This is a genomic window from Solibacillus isronensis, from assembly GCF_023715405.1.
Taxonomy (GTDB): Bacteria; Bacillota; Bacilli; order Bacillales_A; family Planococcaceae; genus Solibacillus; species Solibacillus isronensis_B.
In genome coordinates, this window is record NZ_JAMBOC010000002.1 from 174,787 (window position 1) to 190,323 (window position 15,537).

Sequence of the window (15,537 nt, forward strand, 5' to 3'; positions counted from 1 at the left end):
GGTCCGTACAAATTTTGTACGAACCGGCTTATATCCTGTCTATAATACTTTTCCTAAAAACGCTTTTGTTCTTTCTTCTTGCGGTGTTTCAAACAACGCTTTAGGATTGTTTTCTTCAACGATGTAACCGCCATCCATAAAAATAACACGGTCCGCTACTTCTTTCGCAAAGCCCATCTCATGCGTTACGACAATCATCGTCATACCTTCTCTTGCCAAGTCTTTCATAACATCAAGAACATCCCCTACCATTTCAGGGTCAAGTGCACTCGTTGGTTCATCAAATAACATGATTTTTGGTTGCATAGCAAGTGCACGGGCAATTGCCACACGCTGTTGTTGTCCACCTGATAACTCAGAAGGATATGCATTGGCTTTCTCTACTAAACCAACTTTTTTCAACAGTTCCATTGCCCGCTCTTTAGCTTGGTCTTTCGTTAAGCCTTTTAATTTTAGCGGCGCATATGTGATATTTTGCAATACAGTTTTATGCGGAAATAAATTAAACTGTTGGAAAACCATTCCTACTTCTTGTCTAATTTGATTTAAGTTTGCATTTTTAGCGGAAATCGCATGACCGTTTACAATGACATCTCCGCCTGAAATTTCTTCAAGGCGATTCAAGCAACGTAAAAAGGTACTTTTTCCTGAACCTGATGGCCCAATAACACAGACAACTTCTTTTTCTTTAATTTCTGTAGAAATATCTTTTAAAACTTCTAGTATCCCAAATGATTTTTTAAGATTTTTTACGGTAATAATGCTCATCGCAGGGCCATTCTCCTTTCGAGGTAATTACTTAACAATGTTAACGCATATAAAATCACAAAGTAGATTGCTCCGACAGTTAACCAAATTTCAAACGCCGCAAAGGTAGCAGAAGCCTGTATGTCGCCTTTTTGCGTTAAATCGGCTATACCGATAACAGATAATAGCGATGTATCTTTCAAACTAATAATTGCTTGGTTCGTAAATGTAGGAAGCATTCTTCTAAGTGCTTGCGGCATAATAATGTCCTTCATCGTCTGAGCCCCTGAAAGGCCGAGTGAACGTGCTGCTTCTGTTTGTCCTTTATCAATTGATTGAATTCCCGCACGGATAATTTCAGAGAAATACGCACCGGCGTTCAATGAAATCGCAAGGATCCCCGCTGTAATATTATCCATCGGAATGAACTTTGTTACACCGAAGTAGATGAAGAATAATTGTACAATGATTGGTGTACAACGGATAATATTAACAAAGACTTTTGCAATGATATTTAAAATTGTTAATGGTGCCAATCGGAACAATGCTACGATAAGACCGATAGCAAACCCTAATACAATAGCAATAACAAAGATGTACAGGGTCATCTTCAACCCTTCCAGTAAATAAGGTAACGCAGCGATTGCTACTTCCATATGTATTTCACTCCTCTTAAAAATAAGCACGCTATATGCGTGCTTACCGTTTTATTCAGCTAAATAATTGTCTAGAATTTCTTGATACTTTCCGCTTTCTTTCAAGTTTTCTAGACCAGTATTAATTTTTTCAAGAACCTCTTCGTTTTTACCTTTTAATACACCAATTCCATATTTGTCATCATTTAAACGGTCACCAACAATTTTTAATGGTAAATCTTGTTGTGCGATTGCATATGAGATAACTGGGTAATCTTCAAATAATGCTACAGAATTTCCGTTTTGTACTTCTAAGAACATTGATGGGCTATCATCAAATTGAATCATTTCAAATCCGATTTCTTGTGCAATCGAAGTCGCATAGTTTGCGCCAACTGTTCCTTTTTTTACTGCTACGCGTTTTCCTTTTAAATCTTCTACAGATTGAATATCTGTATTTGCTTCACTTACTATAAGAGATACACCTGCATCGAAGTACGGCTCAGTGAAATCAACAACATTTTTACGTTCTTCTGTGATACTCATTCCACCCATAGCTACATCTAATTGCCCTGCTTGTAATGCTGGAATAATCCCCTTGAAGTCCATTGCTTTTAATTCCACTTCAAAACCTTGATCTTCACCAATTGCTTCGATTAATTCCACATCAATCCCAACATATTTACCATCTTTTTCGAATTCAAATGGTGGGTATGTAACATCAATACCTACTGTATACACTTCTTTGTCTGAATCAGTTGATGATGATTTTTTTTCTGTTTCTTCTCCACCGCACGCTGCTAATAACAATGCTGGTACGAGTAATAGACTTGCTAATAGATTCTTTTTCATGAATTTTCCCCTTTTATTATATATTTAGATATTTCTAAATTCAGTTTATTATTAAAAAACTGCCATTACAAGCATTTTCGTTCTATTTTCCTTTGTTATATCATTATTTTGCTAGTTTTAGATACTTTTCTGCAATAAAATTCTATTTATCAGAAAATTTTTTCTGTTTATTTAAAATTATTATTATTTTGATTGAGCGCCATCTTAGAGAAGGATGCAGTGAAAACTAACACAACGCCAATCTATCAAAAAAGAAGCCCCCTATTAAAGGGAGCTTCTTTTTGGTTGCTATCTATATTTGTACCACACCAATTAAAACCGCAATGATCAGTAGGGTAATACTTAATCCCCACATCCAGAAGAATGAGAACTTCAAGTGTTTGCCCATTTCCAGACCTGATAGTCCAAGTGCCAACCATACTGCTGGTGCAAGTGGTGATACGAATGTGCCTACGATGTTACCGATGATCATCGCATACGCTGTCGATAATGAATCGATGCCGTACGTTAAACCGATCTGGTCAACAACCGGGAACAATGCGAAGTAGTATGCATCCGTACTTAACAGCAAGTCAAACGGTACACCAAGTACCCCGATAATAATATGTAAGTACTGGGCTAAAAAGCTTGGTAAAATATTTACGGCGTTATTGGCAATGGCTGTTAACATGCCTGTCCCGTTTAAAATTCCTAAAAACAGACCTGCTGCAATAATGATTGAAGCCATTGTCAACGCGTTCGATGCATGTGCCTGAATACGTCCCATCTGCTCTTTCGGTGTACGGTAGTTTAATGGTAAAGCGATTGCGACACCGATCAGGAACGCTAAGCCAGCTGGTAAAAGTCCTGACATTAATACAGCAAGAACAACAATTGCTAAAATCGCATTTGCCCAAATAAGTTTTGGTCGTTTTAACGTTTCATCTGTTTCAGCATTTAAAATACTATTGCTTAAATCAAATTTTAACGTTTCTCCTGTTTGCGCTCGTTTCGCAATCAGGCGTTTTTCACGGAAGCCCATAAAGATCGCAAGTAACAGCATCAGCACAACACCGATGATTTGAATTTTAATTAACGGATGCCATAGCTCTGTTACATCTGTTTCTAGAACGGATGCAACACGCCCTAATGGCCCGCCCCATGGAATCATATTGATAATCGCCGCAGAACCGCCGACTAATAGTAAAAGTAAATACGGGTTCATCCCAAGTCGAACATATAGCGGCAATAATGCCGTAATCGAAATTAAGAATGTGGAAGCACCTGAACCGTCAAGCTGTGCAATAACCGCGACAATTACCGTAACGATTGCAACAAGCACGACATTCCCTTTTGACAGCGCTACCATCTTATTGATAATTGGTTCGAATAACCCGACATCCTGCATAATCCCGAAGAAGATAATCGCAAAAATAAACATGATGGCAACACTGATTACAGAACTGATTCCATCATTGAAAAATACCCCTAAATCATCGAACGAATAGCCTGCAACAAACATCGCCACTACTGGTGGAATAACCATTGCGACAATTGGTGATACACGTCCGCTAATTAACAGCACAACGATAACTAAAATCGTAATAATACCAATAATACTTAACATTCAACAACCCCCATTGCTTAGAATTCTTATAATCTTATGACAATTCTATGTTAGGAGGAAGAATGTGCTCATTTATTTAATAAAAACAATAAAGCTAATTTTGTTCATAAGTTTCACGTAGGACATAATTCCGTTCCGGACGCCCGACTGTTCCGTAAAGCAGTTTTGTCTCCAGTATATTCATTTCCACTAAGTATTCCAAATAGCGGCGTGCTGTGGAGCGGCTCGTGCCGATTACTTCACTCAGCTGTGTCGCCGTCAATGTCGTGAACTTTTGCTCCTTAAATAAGTGAATGACCTGTTCGAGCGTAAAGGTATCGATCCCTTTTGGCAGTGCCTTTTCAGTCGCCGTCGAATGATTTTTCCGGTAAAACAGCGTATCCAAATCTTGCTGCGATAAATGTGTTTTCTTTTGCAAAGCCGATTGCATGTGATGAAACTGCTGGAATGATTTTTGCAGTCGTGCTTCATCAAACGGCTTCACAATATAGTCGAATACCCCATATGCATACAATGCTTCCACATGTGCACGCTCGGCCGCTGCCGTCACCATAATGATGCGGACTTCCGGGAAATGTGATCTTACATACGCAACGAGTTCATAACCTGTAACATCCGGAATATATAAATCCATCAACAGAGCGGCAGGAGGTGTGTTATGCAGGAGCGCTTCCTTTAATGAGGCCCCCGTTAGAAATTGCTGTACTTGTGCATCCGGCTGTATCGCTTTAATATAGTCTGCATGAATCGCCGCAATGCGAAAATCGTCTTCCAGTAACCATATATCCATTGAATCACTTCCTTTGTAAAATGATTAAAAAGCAGGCCCCGCCTATATCGCTTTCTTCTATTAACAGTGAGCCGCCGACTTTTTCAAGTGCCTGTTCACTGATCGCCAGACCGTACCCCCGATCATAGCCGTCCTTTGTCGTAAACCCGAGAGTAAATATGTGATTTGCCGTTTCTTCATCGATTCCCGGCCCATTGTCATGCACCTCAATAATCAGCTCATGACGATATTGATGAATAAAAAGCTTAATTTGCTTGTCCGTTATGTTTGTCTGATCCAAAGCATCCATTGCGTTTTGAAGGACATTCCCTAGCGATGTTAATAATGCGTCCACTTCTTCATCATTATAATCGATTAAAACATCCTCGGTTTCGATCGTAATCGTAATACCGCGCTCTTTCGCTTCCGATATTTTCCCTTCGAGTAACGCCTGCAGCAATATCGAAGGCTGTGTTGCAAGTGCCTGTTGCTGTTTCGTAGAATCTTGCTGCTCCTGCCTGATAAATGCAATCGCTTCATCAATATGGGCTTGCTTCAACAAGCCAAGGATAACGTGCAGCTTATTCGCAAATTCATGTGTTTTTGCCCGCTGCATCCGCGCCTGCTGCTTCACCAATGTCAGCTCATTAATGACCGTTTCATATTCAAGCTTAGCCCGTAAAATATATAAATAGCCGAGCTGCTCCTCATGTTTCAATGGCGTTTTGGTAATAATCATCTCTTGCTGCTGCAACGGAATTTCCAGAGCCCGAATCACGTCTTCTTTAAAAAGCCGTTCGGGAAGTAGCGTATGTAATGAGATCCCTTCTGTCAGGGATGAGATGAGTTCCTTCGCACGTGTATTAGCAATCACCACTTCATTATTCAGTGTCGTTAAGATCACACCATCCGTTGTTTCCTCAAGTATTGTATGATACGCCGAATAGAGCTTCGCAATTTGCGCCGGCTGCATACCGAGCAACTGTTCCTTTACATAAAGCGAGATCAGCACCGCACAGACAATCCCGAAAACCGCGAGCAGGAGCGTGATCTGAAGCCAACCGAAAAAGGCAGTATCAATCGTCTTTTGTATATCTTTCGTTAAAAATCCGACCGAAACAACCCCGACAACATTGCCGTCAACTAAAACTGGGACTTTTCCGCGGATCGATTCTCCCATTGAACCCGTCGTTACCGAAACAATGGACTCTTTGTTAATCAGCGCTGAATCATTATCCCCGCCGACCATCGACTGGCCAATCTTTTCAGTGATCGGATGGGTGTAGCGAATCCCTTGCTCATTCCCTATCACGACGAAACTCGCTCCGGTCTGCATTCGTATATCCTCTGCAATCGGCTGAAGAATGGAAGACGGATTTTCCGCAGAAAATGCATTGACTATATCCGGCCGCTCAGCAATCAAGTATGCACTCGTTAACGCCTTTTCTCCCATCTCCTCCAGTACCGATTCATCCAGATAGTGATTGATCAACAACAAAAACAGCACACAAATTGTGAATATGATTCCGCTGATGGTGATAAGAAGACGGGTTGTTAATGATTGTTTTACGCGGGTTATCATGGGACGATCCTCCTTTTGAGCGGTGTTATTATTAGTTTAACATGTAGAATGATCTCGTTTAACAGGATTCAGATGAAACCACCGCAAAAAAACACGTAAAACCTTTTATGAGTAGGGTTTTACGTGTTTTTAATAACTATGCTAATTTCCGATACCAGAACCGTTGGGCTGCTATCGCTTGTATGAATTGGGTTGCGAACTCCTGCATATCTGTTCCTGTTATGACACCCGGCTGACCTAAAATCTGATTTACACGCAGCCATTCAATACCCGCACCCGTCGCACCAATTGGCTTGTAATGTGAATAGGCTTCATCGATGAAGTAGGCCGCATCCTTGTTGAACATGACGTTTGTGTTACTTCCCCTTACCATATAAACAGCATCAAACAGCACGGATTTTGCAGTTAGGAAGGTGTTTTCGGCTTTTACGACCACTCCGTCTGTTCCGTATACCATCCCAATATGTTCGCTAATAATTTCCGGAACAATGCCTTGGTTAATCAATTGATGGAGCACGTAATTAACTTCCGGACCATTGAATCCCTCTGTCAAAATGACCGCTACTTTCCGTGTTTGTACGGATTTCACTGTATTTTCCTGACTGAGTGCCGGGGAGGACTTCGTTACCGCCGAACCGCCCCTTGCAGGAGGTTGTGACCCGATATTTATTGCAAAGGCGGTTGCTAGTTCCATATCTACATTGGCGAACATATTCACTACCTGCTGTTTAACAGATTCACTTTTCACTTTACTTAGTTCAAAACTGAACGCTTCAATGATATGCATTTTTTCAGGTGGGCTCATACTGTTCCAGAAAAGTGTCGCTTGTGAAAAATGATCGGCAAAACTTTCGCTTCGAGCCCGGATTTTTACTCCGTCCACTCTTTCCTGATAAGTGGCATATCCGCCTTTGTCCGGACTTACAGGTGACGGCGTGTTCCCGGCTAATGAATTTCGGTGATAACTCACTTTCCCAAGATTAATCGTCTGTCGGTGGAAGCCTTCCCGCTGATTGTTATGGAATGGAACAACCGGTCTGTTAATCGGGATCTCATGGAAGTTAGGTCCGCCCAGACGAAGTAATTGTGTATCTAAATACGAAAATAGCCGTCCTTGTAATAATGGATCATTTGTAAAATCGATCCCTGGCACGACATTCCCCAAATGGAAAGCAACCTGTTCTGTTTCCGAAAAGAAATTATCTACATTCCGATTTAACGTCATCTTTCCGATAATATTTACAGGAATGTCTTCTTCCGGCCAAATCTTTGTCGCGTCAAGGATGTCAAACCCGAGGCTGAATTCGTCCTCTTCCGCAAGAATCTGAACACCTAGTTCGAATTCAGGGAAAAAGCCGTTTTCAATCGCACCCCATAAGTCATTGCGGTGAAAATCCGGATCAATGCCCGCCAGTTTACGGGCCTCGTCCCATACTAAAGAATGCGTTCCCAATAAAGGCTTCCAATGGAATTTTACGAAATGCGCTTTACCTTCCTCATTAACGAGACGAAACGTATGCACACCAAACCCTTCCATCATACGGAAACTGCGTGGGATGGCGCGGTCTGACATGATCCACATGATCATATGGGCAGATTCCTGGTTATTCGCGACAAAATCCCAAAACGTATCATGGGCAGTCGAAGCTTGCGGTATGTCATTATCAGGCTCCGGCTTAAATGCATGTACAAGATCCGGGAATTTGATGGCATCTTGGATGAAAAATACCGGAATATTGTTGCCAACTAAATCATAATTCCCTTCCTCGGTATAGAATTTCGTCGCAAATCCTCTCGCATCACGTACGGTATCGGCAGAACCACGGGAACCATTGACAGTAGAAAAACGAACAAATACAGGCGTCTTTCTAGATGTATCCTGAAGGAATTTCGCCCGCGTATACTTTTCCATGCTTTTGTATAACTGAAACTCCCCATGCACACCGAAGCCACGTGCATGGACAACGCGTTCTGGAATTCGTTCATGGTCAAAATGCGTTAGTTTTTCACGGAAATGAAAATCCTCGAGTAAAGTTGGCCCCCTCACGCCTGCTTTTAATGAGAATTCATCCTCCGACACTTTTAACCCTTGATTCGTTGTAAGATCTTTTCCCCTGTCATCTGTTCGGAAAATATCTAATTGTTCGTCCTTGCTGTTCTTGCGGTTATTTTGCTCATCCAATCAATATCCCTCCTCAACATTAAATGGTATGAGTCCATGGAATAATTTATGTAAAAGTAAGCATTTGCAAAAAGCTCTTTTAAACAAACCCTTTTATGCAATTAAACGCATTAATTTGGATTATTTTGAGGAGATGTAGCGAGAGGTCTTTTACTAAAAAGATGCTGCGCAGTAATTATATACTGGGCAGCATCTTTCGTAAAAACAGAATAATCAGTCTTTTTAAGGCGCACCTAATTTAAGTTAATCGTTTCCCAGATGTTGTTACACGTACTTCTTTATTGCCTTCTGCTTCAATTTCAATATTTGCTTTCGGCATTGTTAATAAAATTAGGATACCGACAACTAAAATAATCGCAAGTGCAAACATGCCAGTTTCTAAAACAAACATACCTAAAATTGTTGGACCTACGAATCCACCAAGTGCTGCAAATGAGTTAACAAGTGCAATTCCTACTGGTGCTGTTGACTCGGTGAAGAAGAATGTTAAATAAGCAAAGAAACTGCCCGTGAAGCCGTATAGTCCTGCTGAAGCTAGTGACAACATGGCAACCATTGGCCATAGAGTCGTAGCGAGTGCACAACCTACGAAACCAACTGTAGCAATAAGCAAACATACTACTAGATGCTGTTTATGCTTTCCTGTCCGGTCAGCGTTAAGCCCGGTAAAGATAATGGCAGGTATACCGACTAACGATGGTAACATAGCCATCCAACCAATTTCCATATTCGTTGTAGTGACTGCAGAGAGTGATTTAATAATAGTTGGTACCCAGAACGATAGACCGTATACACCTGTATAGCCAGCAAAATAGAAAAGTGCTAATTTCCAAACCGTTGCATCCTTTAACATTGCTAGTTTAGACGGCTTATTGAGCTTTAATGCCTTTTGTCGCTCTACATTTAATTCGCCTTCCAACCAATTTATTTCTTCCTGTGTCAGCCATTTCGCTTTACTTGGACGATCTGTTAAATAAACTAATGTAATCACACCTAAAATTAATGCTGGAATCCCTTCCAAAATAAACATCCAGCGCCAGCCTTCTAAACTTGCCCAAGCAACGTTATCAATAATCCATGCTGATAATGGAGCACCAATTAATCCTCCAATCGGCAAGGCTAATAATAAAACTGCTGTTGCTTTACCACGCTCGCGTTCGCGGAACCAATAGGTTAAATATAAAATAATACCAGGAAAGAATCCGGCTTCCGCAACACCTAGTAAAAAGCGTAAAATGTAAAGATGTGTAGCTGATTGCGCAAATCCAGTCAGAATAACAATGATTCCCCAAGAAAGCATTATACGCGCAATCCAAATTCTTGCCCCTACTTTATGCATAATCATATTACTAGGGACTTCAAAGAAGAAGTAACCGATAAAGAAGATACCCGATAATAACCCGAAGACTTCAGCAGTTAATGCTAAATCAGCGTTCATTTCTAACGCAGCAAACCCTAAATTTACACGATCTAAGTAGGCAATGATATACAGGATTAAAATAAACGGTAAAATACGAGTCATCGTTTTCTTCGTCGTCTGTTTCGCTAAAGCGCTTTCATTCATAGCTTTACCCCCATATCTAATTGAATTTTTAATCGGTCTTGCAATTGTTCAATCGTAAGGTCACCTAACAATTCCTTTACAATTACTTTTTCGTCCTCAAATTCAAATACCGCGTATTCAGTTACAAGCATCTCTATCCTGCGTATACCGCTTCTCGGATAAGTTAAGCTTTCTACAATTTTTGGATCGCCATCTTTTGTAAACAAAGTTGCGGCTGCAATTACCTTTTTGGCCCCTACTACTAAATCCATTGCTCCACCTACACCTAAAATCGGTTGCCCCGGTACAGACCAATTGGCAATTTCACCAAAACGATTCACCTGTAAAATTCCTAATACAGCTACATCGATATGCCCCCCTCGGATCATCGCAAAAGAATCGGCACTACTGAAAAACGATGCATCTTTTGTAATCGTAACAGGTTCTTTTCCTGCAGATATTAAATCTGCATCAATCTGATTTTCTGATGGTGGTGGTCCCATTCCTAATAAACCATTCTCTGATTGTAGATAGACATCTTTTCCTTCAATGTAAGAATTCACTAACGTAGGAATTCCGATGCCCAAATTCACGATTTGACCATCTTGCAACTCCTGCGCAATACGTTTAGCGATAACTGTACGTGAATCAAACGCTGACATAGCGATCCCCCTCTTTCACATAGTTAGACTGCACAATATAATCTACATAAACATGTGGTGTAACAATTGCTTCTGGATCTAATTCGCCTACCTCTAAAATTTCATCAACCTCCACGATGACCGTTTCAGCAGCAGTTGCCATCATAGGATTAAAGTTTCTGGCAGTCGTATGATAAATTAGATTTCCTAATCGATCGGCTGCTTTAGCACGAATTATTGCCACATCGCCCTTGATTGCTTTTTCAAAAATATACGTTTCTCCATCTATAACTCGCTCTTCTTTATTGTTTGCCAACTCAGTGCCTACAGCCGTTTTCGTATAGAAGCCACCAATTCCCGCGCCTCCACAACGAATGGCCTCCGCTAATGTACCCTGTGGTAAAAGTTCAATATCTAGCTTACCTTCCGACCAAGCAATAACTGCCTCTCTGTTCATTGTAAAAAATGAACCAATTGCCTTTTCAATCTTCCCTTGTAAAAACAGTTTGTGTAAACCGATCCCATGATCCCCTAAATTATTGCTAACTACATGCAATCCCTTCACATCGGTTTCAGCCATTTGATCAATAATTGTTAATGGTGCGCCTGACAATCCGAATCCCCCTGCTAAAATAACCTGATTGTCCTTGAATAACCCACTTAGTTCTGAAAGATTTTGGATGACTTTGTTTTTCAATTTTAACCCCCCTCATCTCATTAACTAGACTGCAGTCTAATTTTACAATAGAATAAAAGAGAAGTAAATGTATAAAGGGTGATTTAATTGATTAAAAGAGAAAATAAAATACATAAAACAGAAAACAAAAGGGAATTCATCATAAGGATTGCCATGCAGTTGTTTAAAGAAAAAGGATATAAAAATGTCAGTGTCGATGAAATTGTACAAGCCTGCAATTCATCCAAAGGTTCGTTTTACCATCACTTTAAGTCAAAGGCTGAAATTTTAAATGAGCACTTTGCCTTGGCAGATAAGTATTATGAACAATTGTATAATGATCTACCAATACAATTATCACCAAAAAGGCGATTACAGCTCTTTTTAGAGAACGTATTTATTTATTTAGAAGAAACGTTTGGACGTGAGTTTTTATCCGTAGTTTACTCTACTTCTTTAGAATCTGAAGCTCATTTATATTTCAGGAATCCTAACCGTAAATTATTTATGTTATTTGAAGCATTAATTACCGAAGTTATTGAAGCAAGCCCAACAAAACCTGCCTTATCACTCAAACAATTAAAACTCGCCTTTACCCAGCTCGCAATGGGCGTCATTTATCATTGGTGTACCTTCCCAGAAGATCAGTCTCTCCAAGAAAGTGGTACGAGTGCATTACAGCATTATTTAAATGGCTTTTCGTAAAGATTTAAAAAGAAACAAAGGACAACCCAAACTCCTTGGATTGTCCTTTGTTTCTTTGTTGTATGGCACTCTATCTCAAATACTACTCTCTCAACCCTTGCCAGCTTTGCACATAGTGGATAGCTACTCCGCTAAAATAACGATTTTTAGCATAATGACCCACCACTTGGTTGAGCACTTGGTTCATCTTGATTTCACCTTCAGCAGCAAATGTTATATAAGGCTCATCTGGAAACGGCATTGTTTCAACACCAATCACAACCGGTGTTTGATACTTCTTTGCATAACTCATTTCATTTTTTGTAATGCTCTTTAGTGCGGCAACTGTATTGCGATAGGCCATTATGGAGATGCCGTCTGTATTCGCAATCATCCACTCTGCCAAGTTGCCTTCACCAAATTGGTTATAATATAGCACTTCATCATACCAGAATGGGATGTCCGTCTCTAACCTTAATTCTGTACAGCGTACTTTATAGAGGGCGTGTTGTATTAATTCTTGATACTGACTGACTGCAAGGTTTCGATTCTGTTCCCATAATGCAGATAAATAAGGCTCTACATCTAAATGGACTGCTGTGAATTTCGATGCAGGATATTCCTGATGGTATTGACTGATCCATGCCCATAACGCATCAAAATTTGCTGTATTCCAATAAGGACCACCATCCAGTGCCTGCACTTCAATATTTGCTTCGCGCATCCTGTTAATAAAGGCTGCGTACACATCATTCGGTAATGCTGGATCAATCTGCAAATAAACGGTCGTTACTTCTTTTTCTATTAGAAAATGGATCGTTTGCTCATCTGTAATCGTATGGGTATGCCAAAGCCAAGTTGATTTTGTATTATTTTGCTGTGCCTGTGCATCATTCATTATAAAAATGACTCCTAACATCATAAAAGCAGCGAATAGTTTTTTCATTTACATTCCCCATGTTCATTCGTAGTTGTTATTTTTAGTATAAATCATTGTACCCTTCAGGAAGAATTATATTTCAAAAAATCTGTGAACTAGGCCTTGCGATGGAAAAAGGAATGGCGTTTTAAACACTCACAAATAAGCTCGCTGCGTGGTAGGAGCAGCGAGCTTTATTTATCGGTACGTTATTTCACCAATTTATTCAATACAACAGCCGCCTGAGCCCGTGTTAACGATTGCTTCGGATTGAACTCATTATCAATTCCTGTCATAATGCCCGCCGCTTTCAGAGAGGCAACGGCTTCCTTTGCATACGCGGAAATTTTCGCATCATCCGTATAGGCAGGTGCTTCGGCAGCTGTAATTTGGCCGTTCGCCTTCAATGCATTGTAAACCGCAACGGCAAATGCTTCACGCGTAATCGGTTTTGCTGCACCAAATACTTTGTTGTTTACTGGGCTGATGAACTCGTTTGCCACTGCCCATGAAACAGCTACTTGTGTTACAGGTGCTTTCACGTCATTGAAACTCGTAACATCACTTCCCGGTGTACCCGCCAAACGGTGCAGTACCAGTGCGGCATGTGAACGGCTAAACGGCTTGTTTGGCGCGAATGTTGTCTCATTTACCCCTTTAAATAAACCGCGCTTTGTTACGTTTGCAATAGCATCTTTATCCGGATGATTTTCAGCGTCTTTAAATGCGATCGGATCATCCATTACATTCAACACTGTTACCGTACCACTCACTTCATGACCAACGATTAGCTGCGGCTTGTCTTCCTTCGTAATGACGGCCATTCCTTCTGGTGAAACATCACCTTTGATATCATCCGAGAAGTCCCGTAAGTTCAAATAGTCTACAAATTTTGGGCTTGCCGGTTTTGTGATGTTGTACATCATGACACCACCGATGCGCTCCAGTCCAATGTATGCAAAGATTTCATCACCTACTTTGCCGATCTTTACATCTTCCGGCTCGGGTCCTTTTTTGCCGCTGCGACTATCAAGTTTTACGTTCGTATTACTTGCGTTGAAATGTTCAGGATGGTGCTGTGCTGTCATTGTTTCAAAATCACTGCCGCTATCGAACACGACATCCATTGTCTCAGCATCAAAGATCGCAAATGAACGTGCACCGAAAATATAGTCCTGCCCTTCTACAAAACCTTCGTAGCCAGACGTATCATATGTTACGATTTCTTCTTCCGTTTCGATTTCATTCAGATGGAAGTTTTCGCTGTCTTCCTCACCCCATTCGCGTCCATCGCCTTCATTGGCCGTGACGAGATAATCTTTGCCGTTAATCGAGACGGCCGCCATTCCATCCGGCATATAGATTCCGAAATAGTTTTCATTTTTAATCTCGATTTTGCCGTCTTTCAATAAGTCGATTTCATTGCCGGGCTTGCTGTGGTCTTTGAAGCCAAGCCCTTTCACAGACACCACTTCATTTGATGTTAAATCAATAGTGGCAACGGCATTGTTTTCCTGTAACGCTACATATGCTTTTGTGCTCTCTTCATTAACTGCTATGTATTCTGGCTCTAAATCATCAGAAGGGTTCGTATTTTTCTTTAATATTACATTGTCTGCCACAAGCTCAGCGCGCTTTTCAGGTGTATCGAATGCATCGAAGAAAAGCGTCTCTTCTGTTAAAACGTCATAGCCGTTTGCTGTATCAATTACAGAAATGCTGCCTTTCGGGTCCACAATATCCTTGCCATAACCTTCACGCGGTTCGCCTTCATTTGCCGTTAAAAGCTTCTTCCCGTCTGTTGTGAATGTAATGTTATCCGGTTGACTGCCTACTTTTGTAGCGCCAAGAAGCTTGCCTTCACCAGTGAGTATCACGGCATAACCGGCAGTATTGTAGCCTTTTGCCTGTACAGACACCGCAATCACATTTTCTTTCGGATGCACCGTAATACTTGTTAAGTCCCCGTATTCAAAAGTTTGGTCGAATGAGGCAATCGTTTTCGCGATATCAATCGAAAGGAAAGGCTTTAAATTCATTGCTTCGTCTTTTGTATAGTTGAGTGAGATTGCTTCGATTTTTTTCGTTTCGCCATTTACGACATATGTTGCATGTGAGTGCGGGTTATACGCAACGATTTCCGTTGTACCGCCATCTTCATTTTGAACACCTGAATCATAGCGGGCATCCAAACTTAATGCTGCTTCTGCGACAATGGCAGGTGTAGTGACCGCCGCTCCAATAAGTGCAGCAGCTAATAATTTCCTAGACATAGACAACATTCCACCTTTACATTTTTTCTAAGTGTAAAGGTGGAATGTTAAGGTCATATGAAGGATTTGTTAGAGTTTGTAAGTATTGTTGTGCTGGGTGAAATGAAAGTCCGAGGAAAGTAGAGAGTTCCGGGTTGAAAGTAGAACAGATCGGGGCGAAAGTAGAACTCTGTGCCTTGAATGTAGAACGAAAGCTAGGAAAAGTAGAACAACTTGGCTCAAAAGAGGAATGGTTCGGGAATATTAGAAAGTTCCGGCTTGAAAGTAGAACAGTTCGGCCAGAAAGTAGAACTTGGCACTTTGAATGTAGAACGAAAGCTGGCGAAAGTGGAAAAAGCTGCTCTTTTAAAATACCCTACTTAAATTTCCCACAAAAACAAGTACCATTTTTCAATTCTTTCATATGATTTATATGAAAGGGGGAGAAG

The 15,537-nt window shown here is 40.7% G+C and carries 13 protein-coding genes; 1 reads left to right on the forward strand and 12 read right to left on the reverse strand.

Going from position 1 to position 15,537, the window contains the following annotated elements:
• Window positions 1–39: 39 nt before the first annotated feature.
• The 10 genes from M3166_RS12630 to M3166_RS12675 form a co-directional block, all read right to left on the reverse strand.
• The gene (locus M3166_RS12630) at window positions 40–768 is read right to left on the reverse strand and encodes an amino acid ABC transporter ATP-binding protein (protein ID WP_285848908.1); all 729 of its coding nucleotides are present in this window, start codon (window positions 766–768) and stop codon (window positions 40–42) included.
• Window positions 765–1,403 (reverse strand): amino acid ABC transporter permease, encoded by a 639-nt coding sequence (locus tag M3166_RS12635; RefSeq protein ID WP_251690198.1) that lies wholly within the window; start codon window positions 1,401–1,403, stop codon window positions 765–767. The genes M3166_RS12630 and M3166_RS12635 overlap by 4 nt, the downstream gene beginning before the upstream one ends.
• 51 nt (window positions 1,404–1,454) lie before the next feature.
• Complete coding sequence (locus M3166_RS12640) at window positions 1,455–2,234, reverse strand: transporter substrate-binding domain-containing protein (protein ID WP_251690199.1); 780 nt, start codon at window positions 2,232–2,234, stop codon at window positions 1,455–1,457.
• A 292-nt stretch (window positions 2,235–2,526) separates the two neighbouring features.
• Window positions 2,527–3,840 carry a CitMHS family transporter gene (locus M3166_RS12645; RefSeq protein ID WP_251690200.1) on the reverse strand — a complete coding sequence of 438 codons (1,314 nt, stop codon included), beginning with the start codon at window positions 3,838–3,840 and terminating at the stop codon, window positions 2,527–2,529.
• Between the two features lie 94 nt (window positions 3,841–3,934).
• Complete coding sequence (locus tag M3166_RS12650) at window positions 3,935–4,630, reverse strand: response regulator (RefSeq protein ID WP_251690201.1); 696 nt, start codon at window positions 4,628–4,630, stop codon at window positions 3,935–3,937.
• Window positions 4,631–4,634: 4 nt separating this feature from the next.
• Window positions 4,635–6,191 (reverse strand): ATP-binding protein, encoded by a 1,557-nt coding sequence (locus tag M3166_RS12655; RefSeq protein WP_251690202.1) that lies wholly within the window; start codon window positions 6,189–6,191, stop codon window positions 4,635–4,637.
• 136 nt (window positions 6,192–6,327) lie between these two features.
• Window positions 6,328–8,373, reverse strand: coding sequence for a catalase (locus M3166_RS12660; protein WP_251690203.1), 2,046 nt, complete (start codon window positions 8,371–8,373; stop codon window positions 6,328–6,330).
• A 238-nt stretch (window positions 8,374–8,611) separates the two neighbouring features.
• A complete protein-coding gene (locus M3166_RS12665) occupies window positions 8,612–9,937 on the reverse strand; it encodes an MFS transporter (RefSeq protein ID WP_251690204.1) in 1,326 nt (441 codons plus the stop codon).
• Entirely contained in the window at window positions 9,934–10,578 is a 645-nt protein-coding gene (locus M3166_RS12670; RefSeq protein WP_251690205.1) for a 3-oxoacid CoA-transferase subunit B, read from the reverse strand. Before M3166_RS12670 ends, M3166_RS12665 begins: the two co-directional genes overlap by 4 nt.
• Window positions 10,565–11,254, reverse strand: coding sequence for a CoA transferase subunit A (locus tag M3166_RS12675; protein ID WP_251690206.1), 690 nt, complete (start codon window positions 11,252–11,254; stop codon window positions 10,565–10,567). Before M3166_RS12675 ends, M3166_RS12670 begins: the two co-directional genes overlap by 14 nt.
• Before the next feature lie 87 nt (window positions 11,255–11,341).
• Here M3166_RS12675 and M3166_RS12680 point away from each other — a divergent pair, with 87 nt between their 5' ends.
• Entirely contained in the window at window positions 11,342–11,938 is a 597-nt protein-coding gene (locus M3166_RS12680) for a TetR/AcrR family transcriptional regulator (RefSeq protein ID WP_251690207.1), read from the forward strand.
• An 82-nt stretch (window positions 11,939–12,020) separates the two neighbouring features.
• Here the strand turns inward: M3166_RS12680 and M3166_RS12685 are convergent, their stop codons facing one another.
• Together M3166_RS12685 and M3166_RS12690 are read right to left on the reverse strand one after the other, a co-directional pair.
• On the reverse strand, window positions 12,021–12,863 hold the full coding sequence (locus tag M3166_RS12685; RefSeq protein ID WP_251690208.1) for a hypothetical protein: 843 nt from the start codon (window positions 12,861–12,863) through the stop codon (window positions 12,021–12,023).
• A gap of 182 nt (window positions 12,864–13,045) precedes the next feature.
• Entirely contained in the window at window positions 13,046–15,109 is a 2,064-nt protein-coding gene (locus M3166_RS12690) for a choice-of-anchor I family protein (protein WP_251690209.1), read from the reverse strand.
• Window positions 15,110–15,537: the final 428 nt, after the last annotated feature.

Coding starts and splice junctions, on each gene's coding strand:
- M3166_RS12640 (WP_251690199.1), bottom strand. CDS start 2,234: ATGAAAAAGAATCTATTAGCAAGTCTATTACTCGTACCAGCATTGTTA.
- M3166_RS12685 (WP_251690208.1), bottom strand. CDS start 12,863: ATGAAAAAACTATTCGCTGCTTTTATGATGTTAGGAGTCATTTTTATA.
- M3166_RS12630 (WP_285848908.1), bottom strand. CDS start 768: ATGAGCATTATTACCGTAAAAAATCTTAAAAAATCATTTGGGATACTA.
- M3166_RS12670 (WP_251690205.1), bottom strand. CDS start 10,578: ATGTCAGCGTTTGATTCACGTACAGTTATCGCTAAACGTATTGCGCAG.
- M3166_RS12635 (WP_251690198.1), bottom strand. CDS start 1,403: ATGGAAGTAGCAATCGCTGCGTTACCTTATTTACTGGAAGGGTTGAAG.
- M3166_RS12655 (WP_251690202.1), bottom strand. CDS start 6,191: ATGATAACCCGCGTAAAACAATCATTAACAACCCGTCTTCTTATCACC.
- M3166_RS12650 (WP_251690201.1), bottom strand. CDS start 4,630: ATGGATATATGGTTACTGGAAGACGATTTTCGCATTGCGGCGATTCAT.
- M3166_RS12690 (WP_251690209.1), bottom strand. CDS start 15,109: ATGTCTAGGAAATTATTAGCTGCTGCACTTATTGGAGCGGCGGTCACT.
- M3166_RS12645 (WP_251690200.1), bottom strand. CDS start 3,840: ATGTTAAGTATTATTGGTATTATTACGATTTTAGTTATCGTTGTGCTG.
- M3166_RS12665 (WP_251690204.1), bottom strand. CDS start 9,937: ATGAATGAAAGCGCTTTAGCGAAACAGACGACGAAGAAAACGATGACT.